General features: G+C 35.1%; 18 protein-coding genes and 1 other annotated feature. Of the genes, 3 read left to right on the top strand and 15 right to left on the bottom strand.

Annotation, left to right across the window (positions count from 1 at the left end; genetic code table 11):
- Positions 1-15 precede the first annotated feature (15 nt).
- From opp3C to HCJ45_RS07095, 3 genes are all read right to left on the bottom strand, one after another.
- Positions 16-1,050: an oligopeptide ABC transporter permease gene (gene opp3C, locus HCJ45_RS07105; RefSeq protein ID WP_187124338.1), complete on the bottom strand. Its 1,035-nt coding sequence runs from the start codon at positions 1,048-1,050 to the stop codon at positions 16-18.
- Positions 1,050-1,979: an oligopeptide ABC transporter permease gene (gene opp3b / locus HCJ45_RS07100; RefSeq protein WP_185346723.1), complete on the bottom strand. Its 930-nt coding sequence runs from the start codon at positions 1,977-1,979 to the stop codon at positions 1,050-1,052. The genes opp3C and opp3b overlap by 1 nt, the downstream gene beginning before the upstream one ends.
- A 283-nt stretch (positions 1,980-2,262) precedes the next feature.
- The gene (locus tag HCJ45_RS07095; RefSeq protein WP_111143480.1) at positions 2,263-3,942 is read right to left on the bottom strand and encodes a peptide ABC transporter substrate-binding protein; all 1,680 of its coding nucleotides are present in this window, start codon (positions 3,940-3,942) and stop codon (positions 2,263-2,265) included.
- Positions 3,943-4,563: 621 nt separating this feature from the next.
- On the opposite strand from HCJ45_RS07095, the gene HCJ45_RS07090 reads away from it, so the two are divergent.
- Positions 4,564-4,905, top strand: coding sequence for a DUF3899 domain-containing protein (locus tag HCJ45_RS07090; protein WP_187124337.1), 342 nt, complete (start codon positions 4,564-4,566; stop codon positions 4,903-4,905).
- 43 nt (positions 4,906-4,948) lie between these two features.
- Positions 4,949-5,177 (top strand) — a binding site (T-box leader).
- Between the two features lie 64 nt (positions 5,178-5,241).
- The gene (gene trpS / locus HCJ45_RS07085; protein WP_185346717.1) at positions 5,242-6,237 is read left to right on the top strand and encodes a tryptophan--tRNA ligase; all 996 of its coding nucleotides are present in this window, start codon (positions 5,242-5,244) and stop codon (positions 6,235-6,237) included.
- A 76-nt stretch (positions 6,238-6,313) separates the two neighbouring features.
- Here trpS and HCJ45_RS07080 read toward each other — a convergent pair whose 3' ends face one another.
- The 5 genes from HCJ45_RS07080 to HCJ45_RS07060 form a co-directional block, all read right to left on the bottom strand.
- On the bottom strand, positions 6,314-6,730 hold the full coding sequence (locus tag HCJ45_RS07080) for an organic hydroperoxide resistance protein (RefSeq protein ID WP_187124336.1): 417 nt from the start codon (positions 6,728-6,730) through the stop codon (positions 6,314-6,316).
- Positions 6,714-7,166, bottom strand: a complete 453-nt coding sequence (locus HCJ45_RS07075; protein ID WP_187124335.1) for a MarR family winged helix-turn-helix transcriptional regulator — start codon at positions 7,164-7,166, stop codon at positions 6,714-6,716. The genes HCJ45_RS07080 and HCJ45_RS07075 overlap by 17 nt, the downstream gene beginning before the upstream one ends.
- 118 nt (positions 7,167-7,284) lie before the next feature.
- Positions 7,285-8,526 carry a beta-ketoacyl-ACP synthase II gene (gene fabF, locus HCJ45_RS07070; RefSeq protein WP_187124334.1) on the bottom strand — a complete coding sequence of 414 codons (1,242 nt, stop codon included), beginning with the start codon at positions 8,524-8,526 and terminating at the stop codon, positions 7,285-7,287.
- Between the two features lie 203 nt (positions 8,527-8,729).
- Positions 8,730-9,668, bottom strand: coding sequence for a 3-oxoacyl-ACP synthase III FabH (gene fabH, locus HCJ45_RS07065; RefSeq protein ID WP_187124333.1), 939 nt, complete (start codon positions 9,666-9,668; stop codon positions 8,730-8,732).
- 122 nt (positions 9,669-9,790) lie between these two features.
- Positions 9,791-10,909, bottom strand: coding sequence for a GW domain-containing glycosaminoglycan-binding protein (locus tag HCJ45_RS07060; RefSeq protein ID WP_187124332.1), 1,119 nt, complete (start codon positions 10,907-10,909; stop codon positions 9,791-9,793).
- Positions 10,910-11,233: 324 nt separating this feature from the next.
- Here HCJ45_RS07060 and HCJ45_RS07055 point away from each other — a divergent pair, with 324 nt between their 5' ends.
- On the top strand, positions 11,234-11,422 hold the full coding sequence (locus tag HCJ45_RS07055; protein WP_185346705.1) for a YjzD family protein: 189 nt from the start codon (positions 11,234-11,236) through the stop codon (positions 11,420-11,422).
- An 89-nt stretch (positions 11,423-11,511) separates the two neighbouring features.
- On the opposite strand, the gene gpmA is transcribed toward HCJ45_RS07055, so the two are convergent.
- From gpmA to hemH, 7 genes are all read right to left on the bottom strand, one after another.
- Entirely contained in the window at positions 11,512-12,201 is a 690-nt protein-coding gene (gene gpmA / locus HCJ45_RS07050) for a 2,3-diphosphoglycerate-dependent phosphoglycerate mutase (RefSeq protein ID WP_185381076.1), read from the bottom strand.
- Between the two features lie 91 nt (positions 12,202-12,292).
- Positions 12,293-14,893: an ATP-dependent chaperone ClpB gene (gene clpB, locus HCJ45_RS07045; protein WP_187124331.1), complete on the bottom strand. Its 2,601-nt coding sequence runs from the start codon at positions 14,891-14,893 to the stop codon at positions 12,293-12,295.
- Between the two features lie 147 nt (positions 14,894-15,040).
- A complete protein-coding gene (locus HCJ45_RS07040) occupies positions 15,041-15,718 on the bottom strand; it encodes a Bax inhibitor-1/YccA family protein (protein WP_187124330.1) in 678 nt (225 codons plus the stop codon).
- Positions 15,719-15,828: 110 nt separating this feature from the next.
- Positions 15,829-16,599 (bottom strand): Cof-type HAD-IIB family hydrolase, encoded by a 771-nt coding sequence (locus tag HCJ45_RS07035; RefSeq protein ID WP_187124329.1) that lies wholly within the window; start codon positions 16,597-16,599, stop codon positions 15,829-15,831.
- A 63-nt stretch (positions 16,600-16,662) separates the two neighbouring features.
- Positions 16,663-17,448, bottom strand: coding sequence for a GNAT family N-acetyltransferase (locus HCJ45_RS07030; RefSeq protein ID WP_187124328.1), 786 nt, complete (start codon positions 17,446-17,448; stop codon positions 16,663-16,665).
- A 120-nt stretch (positions 17,449-17,568) separates the two neighbouring features.
- The gene (locus HCJ45_RS07025; protein WP_185346694.1) at positions 17,569-17,913 is read right to left on the bottom strand and encodes a hypothetical protein; all 345 of its coding nucleotides are present in this window, start codon (positions 17,911-17,913) and stop codon (positions 17,569-17,571) included.
- A 153-nt stretch (positions 17,914-18,066) separates the two neighbouring features.
- Complete coding sequence (gene hemH, locus HCJ45_RS07020; RefSeq protein ID WP_187124327.1) at positions 18,067-18,996, bottom strand: ferrochelatase; 930 nt, start codon at positions 18,994-18,996, stop codon at positions 18,067-18,069.
- Positions 18,997-19,003: the final 7 nt, after the last annotated feature.

Genomic DNA, 19,003 nt, shown 5'->3' with positions numbered 1-19,003 from the left:
TTCCTCACCTCTCTTTTAATCGCGCATTTTAGGATCAAAGGCATCGCGTAAGCCGTCTGCAATCAGGTTAAATGCAATCATGACAATACATAACACGATACATGGATAAAGTATCATATACGGCAATACTTGTAATGTTTTATATCCATCATTAACCAAGACCCCTAGAGATGCGGCTGGCGCTGGAAGACCTAATCCAATAAAGCTTAAAAAGGCTTCAAAGAAAATCGCACTAGGAATACTAAACATAATATTAATGATAATAATCCCAGAAATATTTGGTATTAAGTGTTTTATAAGAATTTTTGGTGTTGATTCACCTAATGTCATAGAAGCCATAACAAATTCTTGGTTTTTCAGTTTTAAGACTTGTCCCCTGACTACCCTGGCCATGGTTATCCAACTCGTTATCGCAATTGCAATGATGATTGAAAGCATTCCTGGATCCAATATTAACATCATTAAAATAACAACTACTAAGTTTGGAATTGCACCAATAACTTCTAGTACACGTTGCATAAAGTTATCAACACGACCTCCAATGTAGCCAGAAATCAAACCGTAAGCAACCCCAATTACAAGGTCACATAGAGCTGCAACAACTGCAATAATAAGAGATACTCGTGTACCAGCCCAAATACGAGCAAATTGGTCACGACCTAGCGTATCACTACCTAACCAGTAGTATGTGCCTTCTTTAATATTATTTTGTTTATAAATATCGACATCTTCCCCACCAATTGATTGATGACCATTCCAAAATGGCATATTATCAAACCCTTGAACTTTTGGTGGAAGACTCGCATTTTCAGTAATTTGTCTATTTACATTATGCTCTGGACCTAAGTTTTGTGATAAATAAGGACCAATAATCGCCATAATAACTACAAGCGCTAAAACAATAAGTGAAACTAAGGCCGCTCTATTTTTACGAATTCGAAGCCAAGAATCTTGTATAAAAGTTAAACTTGGTCGATTAATTTTCTCTGCTTCTGCTTCAAGAATGTGCGCTGGTTGAAATCTTTCTTTTGCAATTTTGTGTTCTGCCATTATTTTCTACCTCCAGACACACGGATTCGTGGATCAATTAATCCGTAAAGAATATCCACTACTAAGATAATAAATACTAACATAACAGCAAATAGTAATGTAGTCCCCATAATAACTGGATAATCATTCGTTTGAATGGAAGATACAAATTGACTACCAATACCTGGAATACTGTAAATATTTTCAATAACTAGAGAACCAGTCATTAGTGCAACTGACAATGGTCCTAAAACGGTAATTAAAGGAATAAGTGCATTACGAATCGCATGTTTTATTGCTACTTCAGTGCGGCTATTCCCTTTTGCCTTAGCTAATAAAACATAGTCAGATGCAAAAACATCAATTAGTTCTGTTCTCATAAATCGGGCTGCTGTTGCAAGTGGGAACATCGCTAACGCAAATGCCGGCAGAATCGTATCTGCAAAAGTCCCCCATCCGGCTACTGGGAACCATTGTAATTTTGCTCCAAACCAGTATTGTAATACAGTCGCAAAAACAAACGATGGTACTGACTTTCCTAATATTGCTATAAATGTACTCGTATAATCCGGCCACCTATTCTGATACATGGCCGCGACCACCCCAAGCAATATCCCAAATATAACACCAAAAACCATTGCCTCTAGTGCTAATTGGACAGAAGGACCAATTAGTGCACCTAAAATTTCGGACACTGGTCTATTATCAAGTTGGAAAGAAACACCTAGGTCTCCTTTAACCAAATTTGTCATATAATTAAAATATTGGACTGGAATTGAATCATTTAGTCCGTATTTTTCATTCATCATATGAATTTGTTCATCGGATAGCTTCTCCTGATTACGGTAAGGTGTACCAGGTAAGAATTTCATTAGAACAAACGTAACTGAAGCTATGATGAATAACGTTATAAGCATATATAATACTCTTTTTAACGTATATTTAACCATCTATCTCTGCACCTCCCAGTATAAATAAATATATAAAAAAGTTATTCCTAACCAAATTCGCAAGTTTAGTGAGCCTTTTTCTTTGTTTCTAAACTTTTATTGCAACATGGCAAATTAGTTAGGAAAAAAACTTCATTTTTCGAATGTTAGGTTCTAGAAAATCTAGAAAAGGAAACTTTAATTTTTAATTATAACACATGAAAATCATCAGCAAAAGGAGAGAGCATATCGAAATATACTCTCTCTTTCCGCTAAGCATTTTCTTAAAGACTAATTAATTATTTTATTTAGTCAAGTATGTTTCTTTATAAGTGTAATCAGGACCAAATGGATTTTTTTGCAAGTTTTTAATGTAGTCTTTTTGCAAGTATGCAGTAGAACGTTGATAAAGTGGTTGAACAGCTACATCTTCCGTAAGTAGGATTTGTTCTGCTTTAACCATTTCATCCCAACGTTTTTGATCGTCAGCTGCATATGTTACTGAAGCATCATTTAAAATCTTGTCGTAGTCTTTGTTAGAATAACTCATTCTGTTTTGTGCACCATCAGTTACGAATAAATCAAGGAAAGTGGATGGATCTTGATAGTCAGGACCCCAACCGCTCATTGAGAAATCATAATCTTGGTTTTGGTCATTTTGTAAACGAACTTTAAATGGTACGTTTTTCAGTTTAACTGTAAGACCATCTAAATTCTTTTCTAATTGAGCTTGAAGGAATTCAGAAGATTTTCTTGCATTCTCAGTATCATCACTAGTGAATTCAACTGTGATTTCAGAAACTCCAAGTTCTTTCAAACCAGCTTTCCATGCTTTTTGTGCTTCTTTTACATCATATTCCAAATGTGGACCAGATTCTTTTGTATAATCTTCTTTGTTACCTGGATCAAAAGTAAATCCTTCTGGTACTAGGTTGTTGGCAGGTTTAGAGCCATTTTTTAGAACTGTGTCTGTATAAGATTGTTTGTCGATTGCAAGAGATATCGCTTTACGGATATTTTTGTTTGCAAATACTGTATCTTTACCAGCACGTTTTTGGTTGTATTTAATATAGAAAGTAGAAGAATCATTTACTGTTACATAATCTTTGTTGTTTTTGTTTTGCGCTGCATATTCAGCACTTAGTACAGTACGATCTACTTTGTCAGTATTGTATAGGTTAAGTCCAGTACCGGAATCTTGAACAACTTGTACGTTGATTTGTTTCAACTTCACTTTGTCTTTATCCCAGTAGCTATCATTTTTTACGTAAGTCCATTTTTTATTTGTTCCAGTCCAATCTTTCAGTTCGAAAGGTCCGTTGAATAACATGTTATCACTATTTTGTGCATATTTTTCGCCTTTTTCTGTAACGAATTTTTCGTTAAGTGGGAAGAAAGTCGGGAATGCAAATAGTGAATTAATGTATGCAGTTGGTTTTGCTAGAGTAACTTCTAGAGTATAGTCATCTACTGCTTTAATTCCTAATTCTTCAGGTTTTTTCGTACCTGCTACAATTTCTTCACCGTTTTTGATTGCAGCAAATAGGTAAGAATATGTTGCAGCGGTATTAGGGTCAACTGCACGACGCCATGAGTAAACATAGTCATTTGCAGTTACAGGATCTCCGTTTGACCATTTTGCATCTTCACGAAGTTTGATAGTATAAACTGTTTTGTCATCACTTATTTTTGGCTCTTCAGCAGCACCTGCAATGGCAGGAATACCATCTTTATTAAGCGCATATAGACCTTCATTTGTTTGGTTAACTACGTTTAAACCAACTTGGTCATCCGCTTTTGTGCTGTCTGCAGAAGGAATTAATGCACTTTCTGTTAAGTTAAGTACTTGTTCTCCTGAAGCTTTACCTGAGCCTGAGCCTTTTTTGTCGTCAGATTTGGAATCAGATCCGCCTCCGCATGCTACCAAGACTAAGCTTAGTAATAGTGTTAATCCAAGTGTAAGAAATAATTTAGATTTTTTCACTAAGTAGACCTCCCTTTTTTATTTTTCTGAAAAATTGTTTCGATACCTATTATACTCTAAGAATTCTGGCTTTGTAAATTATTTTTACAAGATAAATGAAAACAAGGATGAAAGATACAAGTTATTAAAATATTATGGCAAAATTGAAATTGCGTGAAAAATCTGAACAGAGACTGTTACGCTATCCACTATTTTGCAATAACTTGAATTAATTATGTATACTTTACAAAACCTTTTTATTAAGTTTTCAGAAAAATAACCATTTACATAGATAAATTTCCAATTAACTTAGCCAATTCTAGAAATACAAGAAGAAGTTTCTTTTTCGTATAAGAAAAAATATCGAACCCCTTTAAATTTTAAAGGATTATTATATTTATATACTTTTTTTGGGCTGTTGTCTAGATAAAAATACCAAAAATTTAATTAAATTTTGTAATAAATTCGAAAAACGTTGATATAATGGGATTCTTCTGTAATTAATATGTAAAGACAGCTGGATGGTTATTTTCCATTAACTAAGCAAATTTCTTACATTGAGTGGTAGCTTTCTTCTATCATATAGTGTTTCGTGGTAAATTATGATAGAGTGGATTATGAATTTTAATTAGAGGTGAGATAATGTTTTTAAGAATCATGATTTACACATTAATCCAAGAAGCCATTATTTTTGGAATTCTGCTTTTCGGTAAAAATGGAGTTAGTTTAAGCGGTTATATTGATATTTCTTTCCTTGTATCACTAATTACTTTGCTTGTCGGGTTATTGGTTTATATCATGAGAAGCGGTTTTTTGGACAGGGTTCACAATGGATTTAGAAATATTTCTCGCAAAATTAAACGGGAAGAAGAGAATGAGTTTTCTGATATGATGCTTTCTGAACTCGTTGGACTTCAATATGCCGGAATCTTAATTAGTGCTATCTTAATCATGTTGTCTAGTATTTTATGTTTATTTTTTTAATTGACAAGCTGTTTTGTAAACTGATAAAATATTAAGTAATATAACTGATGCGTTAATAAGAAGAGTAGTACATTTTGTTGCTTTTAAAATAGAGAGTCTGTGGTTGGTGAAAACAGATAAAGCGCAAAATCGAATGGACTTCTGAGGACTGTTTGTGAAGTTTAGTAGCAAATAGCGGCTAAAGACCGTTATCTTCTTTAATAGAGTTTTTCTATTGCTAAGAGCCTTTTTGGTACTTAGGGTGGCACCGCGGATAACCGTTCGTCCCTAACATTCATTTGTTGGGATGGACGGTTTTTTATTTTCGCAATCAGTGAATAAATTGGAGGAATACACATGAAAAAAGTAATATTTTCCGGAATTCAACCTAGTGGGCAGTTAACTTTAGGGAATTATATTGGTGCTTTAAAACAATTTGGTCAGTTTCAAGATGAATATGAATGTTTTTATTGCATTGTCGATGAGCATGCCATTACAGTTCCTCAAGATCGATTAAAGTTACGACAACAAACTAGAAATTTAGCTGCATTGTATTTAGCTGTTGGACTTGACCCTGAAAAAGCTACCTTATTTATTCAATCAGAAGTTGCCGCACACGCACAAGCTGCTTGGATTTTACAATGTAATGTTTATATTGGTGAATTAGAGCGCATGACTCAATTTAAAGATAAGTCAGATGGGAAAGCTGGTGTCAGTGCTGGGCTATTAACCTACCCACCTTTAATGGCAGCTGATATTTTACTTTATCAAACAAATTTAGTTCCTGTTGGTGAAGATCAAAAACAACATATTGAATTAACTCGTGATTTAGCAGAACGGTTTAATAAAAAACATGCCGATATTTTTACAATGCCAGAAGTATTTATACCTAAACAAGGTGCACGTGTAATGTCTCTTCAAGATCCAACAAAGAAAATGAGTAAATCAGATGCTAATTTAAAAAATGCTATCTTTTTACTTGATCCACCAGCAACAATCACTAAAAAAATTAAAAGTGCTGTTACTGATTCTAGTGGAATTATTGAATATAACAAAGAAGAAAGACCCGGTATTTCCAATCTATTAACCATCTACTCTGTTATTACTGGCGAAACAATTTCTAGTATAGAAAAAAAATATGCAGGTAAAGGATACGGCGACTTTAAAACAGATTTAGCAGAAATTGTTGTTGCTGAACTTACTCCGATTCAAGAGCGATACCATGCGTATTTGGAATCAGAAGAGCTTGATGACATTCTGGATGCAGGTGCAGAGAAAGCAGCACGTGTAGCTAATAAAACCTTGAAAAAAATGGAAAATGGCGTTGGTCTTGGCCGAAAACGCAGAAAATAAATAATAGCAAAAACCCGTATGAAAGTATTTATTCATACGGGTTTTTGCTATATATATATATATATCTATTAGTAAATTAGCCCACTTTAATTTCCACATCGATGTTACCTCGTGTTGCCTTCGAATATGGACAAACTTCATGTGCTTTTTTTAGTAAAGCTTCTGTTTTTTCTTCATCCAAGCCTTCAATTGTACCTTCTAGTAAAACACCTAGTTTAAAACCATTATCTTCAGGATCATTATACAAGCTCACAGTTGCTGTTACTGTACTTTTTGCGTCAATACCTGCTTTTCCAAGTACCAATTCTAAAGCACTATTAAAACAAGCGCCATATCCAGCAGCAAATAATTGCTCTGGATTCGTTCCTCCACCGCCATCGCCACCTAATTCTTTTGGCGCTGCAATATCAAAGTAAAATACATTATCAGGTGAGTGTACTTCTCCGCTTCTTCCACCGGTGTTAATCACGGATGTTTCATACAGTTTTTTCATGTTCTATTCCTCCTAATTGATTAGTTAATGCTTGTATTTTTGTAAGTAATTGAGTGTACTCTTTTTCGTTGTTATCTAGTAGTTGAAGGCATCTATCCACGCTTTCAAGCACAGCTGGTTGTATTTTTATCGCTTTTTCTGTTAGTTTGATGTACACTCGGCGCTCGTCTTTTGGATGACGATTCCGCGTGACATAACCTAAATGCTCCATCCGCTTTAACATTGGTGTGAGAGTTCCACTATCTAAGCCTAATCTAACACCAAGTTCAGATACCATTAATTCTTTCCCTTCCCATAAAACTAGTAAACTAATGTACTGCGGATAGGTTAGTTGAAACGGTTCTAAAGCTTCACGATATAGTCTTGTAAATTGTTTGGATGCATTATAAACAGAAAAACAAAGCTGTTCTTCTAATATGCGATTGGATGCAACCATGATGTTCTCCTCCTTTTAAGTTGTGTGCAATTTAATTTTATACCATCTATTAATATAAAGCTATTTTATTGCTCAAAAAAAGCCTTACTCCCAATTTGGAAGTAAAGCTTTTTTTCTTTTAATCTTCAACTCTTTTAAATACTAATGTTGCATTATGACCACCGAAACCAAAAGAATTGGACATGGCTACATTTACTTCTTTTTCACGCGCTTCATTCGGAACATAGTCCAAATCACAAACTTCATCTTGATTTTTCAAATGAATTGTCGGCGCAATAATATTATCACGAATACTTAAAACTGCAAAGATAGCTTCAATTCCACCAGATGCACCTAGCGTATGCCCAGTCATGGATTTAGTAGAACTAATAGCTAACTTTTTAGCTGAATCACCAAATACAGTTTTGATTGCTTGTGTTTCATATTCATCATTATAAGGAGTACTAGTTCCGTGAGCATTGATATAGTCTACTTTGTCTGGAGTAAGGCCAGCATCATCAATTGCCATCTTCATAGCACGAGCTGCACCTTCACCACCTGGAGCTGGAGCAGTAATATGGTATGCATCACCAGTTGCACCGTAGCCAACAACTTCTGCGTAGATTTTAGCGCCACGAGCTTTAGCATGTTCATATTCTTCTAAAATAACGATCCCTGCACCTTCACCGATAATAAAGCCATCTCGGTCTTTATCAAATGGACGGCAAGCAGTTTCTGGGTCTGGGTTTAAAGATAATGCTTTGTTAGCAGTAAATCCTGCTAAAGACATTTTTGTAATTGGTGCTTCTGCTCCACCAGTAATCATTGCGTCTGCATCTCCACGTTCAATTACTTTAAAAGCATCCCCAATTGAGTTGGTAGCAGTAGCACAAGCCGTTACAGTTGTTGAGTTAATGCCTTTTGCTCCAAAACGAATGGAAACTTGACCTGATCCCATATCCGGAATCATCATAGGAACGAAAAATGGACTAACACGACGATGACCACGATTTAAGAAAACTTCAAATTGTGTTTCGAAAGTTTCCATGCCGCCAATACCTGAACCAATCCAAACACCAACACGAGTAGCATTGGAATCATCAATAACTAAGCCAGAATCTTGTACAGCCATTTCCGCACTTGCAATAGCATAATGGGTAAAACGGTCCATTTTACGCGCTTCTTTTTTCTCTAAGTATTTTTCAACATCAAAATCTTTCAATTCTGCTGCAATTTTAACCGGAAAATCATCCGGATTAAGTCTTGTCATTTCCGAAACACCATTCACACCTTTTTTGGCGTTTTCCCAGGAAGTTTCTGCATCATTTCCAATTGGTGTAACGGCTCCAATACCAGTAACAACAACTCTTCTTCTATCCATTTACTCATCTCCTCATCTTTGCATTTCATAAAAAACAACTTCTGTCTAATCGACAGCAGCTAGTATAGAATTAAGGCTTTACTTAAAATAAAAATAGTGCAAAACAAATAAACCAAAAGCCTGTTTTATTATAACATAAATAAAGAAGAGTTGCCCTAACTAAAATAATTGTCAGGACAACTTTACTTTTTTTAGTTTGTGAGTTATTTACCCCAACGAATAATTAAAGCGCCCCATGTTAACCCGCCGCCAAATCCAACGAGCAACACATTATCGTCCTCTTTAATACGTCCTTCTTCTACTGCATCAACTAAAGCTAGTGCTATCGAGGATGAAGATGTATTACCATATTTATGGACAGTTTTCATTAATTTTTCTTCTGGTAAATTCAAACGTTCACGAGAAGCTTCCATTATCCGAATATTTGCTTGATGCGGAATTAATAAGTCTAATTCTTCTTTTTCAAGTCCAGCACTCTCAAGCACACGCAATGATGCTTCTCCCATTTGACGAACTGCAAATCGGAAAACTTCGCGTCCATTCATATAGATTTTTTTGTTTTCATCTAGGTTCAAGTATTTACCACCTGAACCATCAGAACCTAAATCAAAGGAAAGCAAGCCACGATTATCAGAAACTGGTCCCATTACAACCGCACCAGCTCCGTCTCCAAACAGAACTGCAGTTGCACGATCATCCCAATTAGTGATTTTCGATAACTTATCTACACCTACAACAACGATATTTTTATAAGCACCTGTTTTAATAAATTGAGCAGCTGTTACAACTCCAAAAGTAAATCCGGCACATGCTGCTTCAACATCCATCCCAGCTGCATTTTTTGCTCCTAAGCGATCCTGGATGATGTTAGCCACAGATGGGAAAGTTGCTTCTTGAGTTACTGTTGCTACAATAAATAAATCAATATCATCTGGTGTTAATCCGGCATTTTCTATTGCTACTTTTGCTGCTTCATATGCTAAATCATGCGTATATTCATCATCACGAGCAATTCTTCTTTCTTCAATTCCAGTACGTGTACGAATCCACTCATCAGATGTTTCCATCATTTTTTCTAAATCAAAGTTTGTTAGTATTCTTTCAGGTACGTATTTACCTACTCCTAAAATTCCTGCGTTCATGTGTTCTCCTCCATATCAACCTACATCAGGATAAATATTCATTTCTCCTGGATATTTTTTATGACCTGGTCCTAATTTTAACAGAGAACTCTTCATTACGCAATTGGATTGCAATTTTTATTTTATTTCGCAACTTTTTCTGGGTTGTTTTCTGCAAATCCGCTAGCTTTAGACCAACCAATAATCTTGCCATCCTCTGATTTCACACGATACCAATATTCATTTTTCACATCTGCACGACGATCAATATCTAACTCCTGACCCTTATAATCGTTTAATGCAGAAATAACTTTAGAATTATCTTCTACGGGATATGCATAAATTTTTTGGTTCGAATCTGTTACATATTTATCTAGTTTTACATTTGTTTCATTTTTAGGGGTATAGAAAACTTTTACTGCCTTGCTATTAATCCAACCAATTTGTTTACCTTGGTCTTGCAGATTATACCAAGTTCCTTGTTTGGTCGTTGCTTTATCAGTAATTCTAAGTGATTTATTTTGATATTGTTTAGCATCAGTTGCTTTTTCAGCGCCTTCAGTGTTGTATGGTTTTGTCCAAATTGTTTCTTGTGGATTCGCTATTTCTGCATAAGCTAACTGTTTTTCGGTAGAGGTTACCGTATCGTATACATTATCATAATTATTTAAATCATACTTTTCAATGGTTGAAATGAGCTTTTCTGCGTATGCTGGATCTGTCGCATAGCCAGCATCTTGAATAGCATACGCTGCTTTCTTATAGTCCTTCTCTCCTATAACTGCTGCATATAAATTCGCGTTGCCGGACACCCCATTAACAAATAATTGTGCATGGTCTACTAAAGATGCTTTCTTATCTGGATATTTTCTGAAATCTGCTTGAGTATGGTATGCTTTGCCTCCGCTAAATTCTTGTGTCCCCATCGAAACAGATTCACCATTATAGCTTCCTTTAATTCCAAATAAATTATTCCCTGTTGTTGATAATCCACTCTTACCCCAATTAGATTCTAAAATAGCTTGTGCTAATGTAACGCTGGTCAATATTTTTTCTTCTTTTTGTAAATCTTGTGCGTCGCTTGCTATTGATTGAATAAATTGTTGTTGTGATAAAGTCATTCCTGACTGGCTTGTAGTAGTTTGACTTGCTTTAGCTTCCTCTGCATGAGCAAAAGGTAAAAATGTGGAACTTACGATTGTGCTTGCTAGTATAATTTGTGTGAATTTCTTTTTCATTATCAGTCGGCACTTCCTATCCAAATTAGTTAATTCCCCCAATTTAAATGGCTCTGTCTCTGTTAACCTTCTACATTCTAGCATTTTAAATCTGAGAGCTTACTAACTTTTTGATGAAAGTTTTATCATAAAGCAAGCTAATTGGCTGTATGAAAGGAATTGTGGATAGCTATTTACATTTGACAATATTATGACATTCGTTTTGTTAGCTCTTAATATTTATATTCTCCATCGCTTCACTTAATCCTCTCTATTTGCTGATAATCCTATTTTCTAAAGAGATTTGATTGGATAATCAAGTTTTATATGCTAAAATATATTATGAAATAGATGAAATGAGGTGTAAGGATGCGTTACGTGGTGACTGTATTTTGGATATTCGTCCTTTCTTTAATGGCAGAATTCGTTCTTTCTTCCATGTTATATGTATCATTTGATATGACACGAGCTCTTATATTAGGGGCGGGCTTATCCTTCTTCATTATTTTAATCACTTTCTTAATGCCTAAAGATAGCGAAGTTTATGACTTTAAGTAAACATCCAACTTTCTGTTAGCTAGAGTGCGTAATGTACTCAAAAAAAGAACCTCTTTCTAAGTTATTAAGCTTAGAAAGAGGCTCTTTTTCTATTTATCCAAGTAATATTTATTTACTGGTTTTAATTCATTATTTAACTCATATACAAGTGGTACACCTGTTGGAATTTCTAACTCCATTATTTCATCGTCGCTGATTCCCTCTAAAAATTTCACTAAGGCCCGCAAACTGTTACCGTGTGCAGCAATAACAACGCGCTTTCCTTCTTTAATTTCTGGGGCAATTGTATCCATCCAATAAGGAATAACTCGTTCTAATGTTACTTTTAAGTTTTCGCCTGATGGAATCGCATGTGTGTCAAGCAGCTGATAGCGACGATCATTTTTTGCTTGTCTTTCGTCGTTTTCTTCTAATAATGGTGGTAGTGTATCATAGCTTCTCCGCCATTTTTGCACTTGATCTGCTCCATATTTTTCTGCTGTTTCCTGTTTGTTTAGGCCTTGAAGTGCTCCGTAATGTCGCTCGTTTAAGCGCCAAGATTTATTTACTGGAATCCACATTTGGTCGGATTCTTCTAAAACAAAATTTAATGTTTTAATAGCTCTTGTTAATACTGAAGTAAAAGCTACATCGAATTCTAAACCAGCTTCTTTAATTCGTTTTCCAGCATTTTTTGCTTCAATCACGCCTTCTTCCGATAAATCAACATCGTGCCAACCTGTAAATAAATTCAATTTGTTCCATTCACTTTGGCCATGACGTATTAATACTAGTTTCATCTTCCTCATCCTTCCGTTTTTCATCTATTATAAAACGACTAATCCAACAAAAGTTTTCCCTTTCAAACTCAACATCAAACCTTTTGTTTTGTTATTCACTCACTTTAAATGTAAATTCATTGTCCATGAGGTCGATTTCTACAGATGAATGCGGAAGAACCTGACCAGAAACAATTTCTCTTGCAAGTGGTGTTTCTACATGGCGCACGATATAACGTTTCAACGGTCTTGCACCATAAACTGGATCATATGCTTCTTCTGCAATAAATGCTTTTGCAGCGTCTGAAATGCTTATACTAATTTCTTGATCTTTCAAACGGATTTGAAGTTCTTCTACTAGTTTTTCTACAATACCTTTAATGTCAGCTAGCGTTAATGGTTTAAATAAAATAATATCATCGACACGATTTAAAAATTCAGGTTTAAATTCACTTTGTAAAATTTGCATCACATCTTCTTCGAGTTCAGGTGATATTTCTCCTTTTTCAGTTCTTTCTAAAAGTAAATTAGAACCAATATTTGATGTCATTATAATTACGGTATTTTTAAAATCAATTAAGCGACCTTGTGAATCCGTAATACGACCATCATCTAATACTTGGAGTAAAATATTAAACACATCTGGGTGTGCTTTTTCAATTTCATCCAGAAGTACAATGGAATATGGATTTCTTCTAACCGCTTCTGTTAATTGCCCACCTTCCTCATAGCCAATATAGCCAGGAGGTGCTCCGACAAGTCTAGATACTGAATGTTTCTCCATATATTCAGACATATCAATCCGAATCATATGATCTTCTGAATCAAACATATTAAAGGCAAGCGCTTTAGCAAGTTCTGTTTTACCTACACCAGTTGGTCCGAGGAAAATAAAGGATCCGATTGGACGTTTAGGGTCCTTAATTCCTGCACGTGCACGAAGAACTGCATCGCTAACGAGTCTCACTGCATCATCTTGGCCGATTACTTTTTGATGAAGAACGTCTGCTAATTTTAGTAGTTTTTCGCGCTCACCTTCTACTAACTTAGTAACTGGAATGCCTGTCCAACGTCCGACGATTTCTGCAATTTCATTTTCTGTTACTTCTTCTTGTAAAATCCGGTCCTCTTGAGCTGTTTTTTCTCGGTTTTCTGTTTCTAGTGCTAAAAGTTCTTTTTCTACTGCTGGAATTTTACCATGGCGTAATTCAGCAGCTTTATTTAAGTCATAGTTATTTTCAGCCTCTTCTAATTCATGGCGTAAATGATCAATTTGTTCCCGGACTTCACGAATTTTACTTATTTCGCTTTTTTCAGCTTCCCATTTGGACTTCATTTTATTTGCTTCTTCTTTATAATCAGCTAGTTCTCGTTGAAGTATTTCCAGACGGCGTTCGCTTGCTGGATCTTTTTCTTCTTTGAGAGCAGCTTCCTCGATTTCTAGTTGCATTACTTTTCTAGTCACTTCATCCAATTCACTCGGCATAGAATCAATCTCCACGCGAATCGTAGCGCATGCTTCATCTACCAAATCAATTGCTTTGTCAGGTAAAAAACGATCTGTGATATAACGATTGGATAAACTTGCTGCAGCAACTAAAGCATTATCATGGATATTAACGCCGTGATGAATTTCAAAACGTTCTTTCAATCCGCGCAATATGGATACAGTATCTTCCACAGTTGGTTCTGGAACAAGTACTTTTTGAAAACGTCTTTCTAGTGCTGCATCTTTTTCGATGTATTGTCGGTATTCATCTAAAGTTGTTGCGCCAATACAATGCAGCTCTCCCCTTGCTAACATTGGTTTTAACATATTGCCGGCATCCATTGCGCCGTCAGTTTTACCAGCGCCAACAATCGTATGGATTTCGTCAATGAATAATAAAATTTGCCCATCACTCTGCTTCACTTCTTGTAATACAGCTTTTAAACGCTCTTCAAATTCCCCACGATACTTGGCTCCAGCAATAAGTGAACCAATATCAAGCGAAATTATTGTTTTATCTTTAAGTCCTTCTGGTACATCTTTTCTAACAATACGTTGTGCTAAGCCTTCGACAATTGCTGTTTTACCAACACCTGGTTCACCAATTAACACAGGATTATTTTTTGTTTTTCGAGATAAAATCCGGATAACATTACGAATTTCTGTGTCACGACCAATTACGGGATCAAGTTTTCCGCTTCGTACTTCTGCCACTAAATCTCGGCCATATTTGAGTAATGCTTCATAGTTTTCTTCTGCATTTTGGGAAGTCACTTTTTTTCCTCCTCTGATTTGTAAAATTGCTTCTTTTATTTGTTTTTTAGTTTTATTTTGTTTTTTTAGTTCTAAAGTGATTGGATTGGATTTTTGATCCATCACAGCTAAGATAAGGTGTTCGGTTGATACAAAATCGTCTTCCAACTGTTTTTGCTCTTTTTCAGCATCTCTTATTAATTGAAATAATGGTTGGCTCATGGCCTGACCGTAATTAACACCACTTCCAGAAACAACTGGAATTTTTTTCAAAGAATCTTCTACTATACGGTGAAGTGCACCCGTATCTACTTCTGCTACATCATAAACTCGTTTCGTAAAATCACTTTCTGTTAAAAGGACTTGGAAAATATGAGCTACATCTATTTCTTGGTTTTCTGATGCTATAGCTAGATTTTGCGCATCCGCAATTGTTTGCTGGACTTGTTGTGTAAATTTTTGTAAATCCATTAGTTTGTCCTCCTTATAAAAGATAAGTTTGACCATTTTTGACCTTAAGATTATTATAGAATTTTAAATGCTTTTTGTCTAATAAAAACCATCTTTTTTATAGAAAAAAATCCACCAATTTTTAGGTTGGCAGATCTTTTGTTTTACTTAGTCACGTCCTGTAAAAAGTCGTAATAAAAACAGGAACAAGTTAAGGAAATCAAGATAAAGTGTAAGAGCAAGCATTGGTACATCATCAAGGTGAGTATCGCGCTTCATAATTTGATTAAAATCATACAAAATATAGAGTGAAAAAATTAGTGTACCGCCTGCTGATATAATTGTTGAAAGCATCGAACCTAGTGGTAAGAAGACACCTAAAAAACTAAATAGCACTAAAATAATAATTGCCGCAAATAAAGCACTACTTAAAAACGATAAATCTTTTTTCATTTTTGAACCGATTAAAGCCAGTGTTGTGAATGTAACAGATGCTGTAACAAATGCCATTAGCACAGCCGCACCTTGTCCCGCACCAAAGTAATATGTCAAAGTAGGTCCAAGTGTTAAACCTGTGACAAAAGCAAAAGCCAACAAAACAGGATAGCCAACAATTTTATTAATGGTTTTACTTCTTCGTATTAAAATAGCCACAATTAAAAGAGCTATTTCAATAACAACAAGCGGTAAATAAAGTTCTGGACTTAACTCACTTCCAACCGCAGCACCAACTGATGCAACTAACAAAGAAAATACAAACCAATTAAGAATTTTTTGCATAATAATTTGTTTATCCGTTCTTTTATCTGTATTTATGTGATCTGATGTTTGGCCAATTTCATTCATGAACATTTCTCCTTCTTCCAATTAATTTACTATAAGTATAGCAGAAAACACCCTCTATTAATATCGGTCTTGCGCTTGAAATTAAAAAAAGAAGCGCACAAGGCACTTCTTTATATTAAACCCAATTTTTCTAACCCGAGTTTAATCCCATCATTATTATTATCCTTGGTAACAAAACTTGCTTGTTCTTTTAGACGTGGAACTGCATTTTCCATTGCTACCGAGTAATTGACGGCACCAAACATTTCTAGATCGTTCATACCGTCACCAAAAGCATACGTGGGAACATCTTGATAACCCATAACTTCAAGTAGTTTTGCAATGCCCACTGCTTTTGAGCCACCTTTTCGAAGTACATCGTTGCTAAATGGCGTGTTACGTATAAATTGTAATTCTTTAAAACGCTCTGGGAAATATTCATCACCTGCTTCTAACAATAAAAGCGCCATATTAATTGTTTCTTTTTTATACATATCCGCTATTACCATTGGTGTCGGTTCGCCTAAAAAATCATAATGCGCTTTTACAACCGGAGTAATAGCTGATGCACCAATTCGTTTATCATTATAATAGCAAACTTCTACATTTTGCGATTTAGCTTCTTGAGTTAGACGTTCTAATAATTCTTCCTCTAAGATATCTTCATAGACTTTTTCCCCTTCGAAAATAACCATTTGTCCGTTCATTATCACTGCTGATTCGATACCAGTAACTTCCATTTGATGGCTTATTTCTGTAAGTGTCCGTCCAGTAGCAATAACAGGAATAATCTTATTTTCACGCAACTTTTCTAGTGCATAAAGCGAGCTATCTAGTACTGTTGATTCATTATTTAAAAGTGTTCCATCCATATCAAAAAAACAAATCCCATGTGGTTTCAAATTATTCATCCTCTACTAACATAATATATTCATCTTACCAATGTTATGCATGGAAAGTAAAGGCTATTTATACATCACAAAATCACCAGTGTGTTCAAAACCAAGACGATGATAAATCTCTCCAGCAACTGGGTTATCATAAAACAAACAAGGTTTTTTCCCTTCTGCAAGAACATCACAACATAATTTTTTTAGTAGTGTGCTTGCAAACCCCTTTTGTCTGTATTTTGAACTAGTTGCAACACCCGTAATCATTGCTGAAAAAGAATTTTCCGCAGAAGTTTCCGCTACTGCAACAATTTCTTGATTTTGTTCAATATAATAAATTCGTTTCACACCTTGTTTAATTTGGCGAATAATTAATTCTTCATTTTCTTCTCGATTACCAAATTCGTTAATATTTGTTCGCATTTTGATGATAGCTGCAACATCTTCTGGAGCAGCCGTCCGTACGATAACATCTTGATTGACGGATATTCGGTTAACATGTTCACATTCACAAAAATATGTATCTTGTCTTCTTTTGGCAAGTTCTGGTAAAAATGGTTCTAGCACTTGTGTGACACGAGAAATTCCACTAATTTCATATTTCTTATCTTTTGCAATTATTTCTGAAAAAGCTTTTGCATCAAAATTAGCATCTTTTGAATAAGGTAAGTAAAATTTATCAAATCTGAGTAACACAGCATGTAAGCTACCAGTTGAGTCAAATTCACCCCAAAGATCTTGAACATCACTATCATAACCAAAATTTTCAATATCCCCAATAATAAACAAATTTAGGGTTGCTTCTACTTTCAAAAGTGCCATTACTTCTTCATTATCAGATACAGTCAGTTTTCTAATCATGTGTCACACTCCTATTTTGAAAATTGTCTTCATTTTACGTGAGTTAGTTAGGTTCGTCAAGCCCCTAAACTTCCTAGCTCATTGCATAAAAAAAGTTTGGGAGGTTCGCTCCCAAACTTCTTATGATTCATAATGAATTTCGCCAATTTTCAACATAAGACTAATTGCGTTAAATTTTTCATCCCCAAGATGCATTTTATTTGTATCTTGAAATGTAATAGGCGCGGATGTAATAGCTTCTTTAGGTTGTTCAAAAAACTTTTCCTCTAATGCTAAACTTTCTGTAATTTGCATTATGTATTTTTGAAACTTATTTTCATTTCTCATTTTTCCAATCATCAATGCTTTTAACGTATTCTGTGAGATTCCAACCGCCGTAGCAAATGTTCTATTGGTATATCCGTTTATTTTCATATAAAGTGATAAATTAGTGGCAATTCTTTGTTTTTCTGCCTTGTTTTTCATTTAGGTTAACCTCCTAACCTTCTATATTTATCATTATGCCCGGTAAAGATGAGAAACAGATTAAAACTTCATAGTATTTAGGTAATAATTTTGAAAACGTTTTCTTTCATTACCTAGAAAACGCCGAAATAATATCTATTCCGGCATTTTTTCTTAATTTGTGTATTTATTCCACACAACCGTCCTTAATACTTCCAAAAATTCTGGATCGGCATTCGGCATAGGTGGGCGATGATACGCGGAACCAATTTCGTCTGTTACCACTTTACATTCATAATCATTGTCATAAAGCACTTCTAAATGTTCGGCAACAAATCCAACCGGCGTATAAATAAAGTGTTTATATTTTTCTTTACCATAAAGTTCTCTTGTTAAATCCTGTACATCTGGTCCAAGCCAAGGTTCACCAGTTTTCCCTTCACTTTGCCAACCTAGCGCATAATGAGGGACAACCACTTTTTCAAAAATCATATCAGCAGTTTCTTGTAGTTGATCTGGATAAGGATCTTGATGTAGTTTGATTTTCTCAGGTAAACTGTGCGCTGAGACAATCAAGATAGTATCCATTAATTCATCGGCTGGAATTTGTTTTGCAGTTGCATTAATTCTGTCGGCCCACATTTGGATAAATTTCGGCTCTTTATACCAATCATTAATTGATTTAATTTCCATGCCGCCTAATTTATTTGCTGCTTCTTTTGCTCGTTTATTATAAGCTTCTACGCTAAAACTAGAATAATGTGGAGCTAAAACGATGGAAATCACTTCTTCTATTCCATCTTCATGCATCGCTTTAACTGCATCTTCTATAAATGGTTCAATATGCTTTAAACCAATGTATGCTTTAAATTCTACTTCCGATTGCGCTTGGTTTAATGCTCGCTCAAGTCCATAAGCTTGTTCTTCTGTAATTTTCGCAAGTGGTGACAGCCCACCAATCGCATGGTAGCGTCCACGTAAATCAGCAATCATTTCTTCGCTTGGTTTATGCCCATGACGAATATCTGTATAATAGCGTTCAATATCTTCATCTTTGTACGGGGTTCCATATGCCATAACTAGTAACCCAACTTTTTTAGTCATTTGTTCA

It is taken from the genome of Listeria immobilis, assembly GCF_014322845.1.
Lineage (GTDB): Bacteria > Bacillota > Bacilli > Lactobacillales > Listeriaceae > Listeria > Listeria immobilis.
The sequence above is the reverse complement of the archived record's forward strand: the minus strand, read 5'-3'. Positions and strand labels throughout refer to the sequence as shown.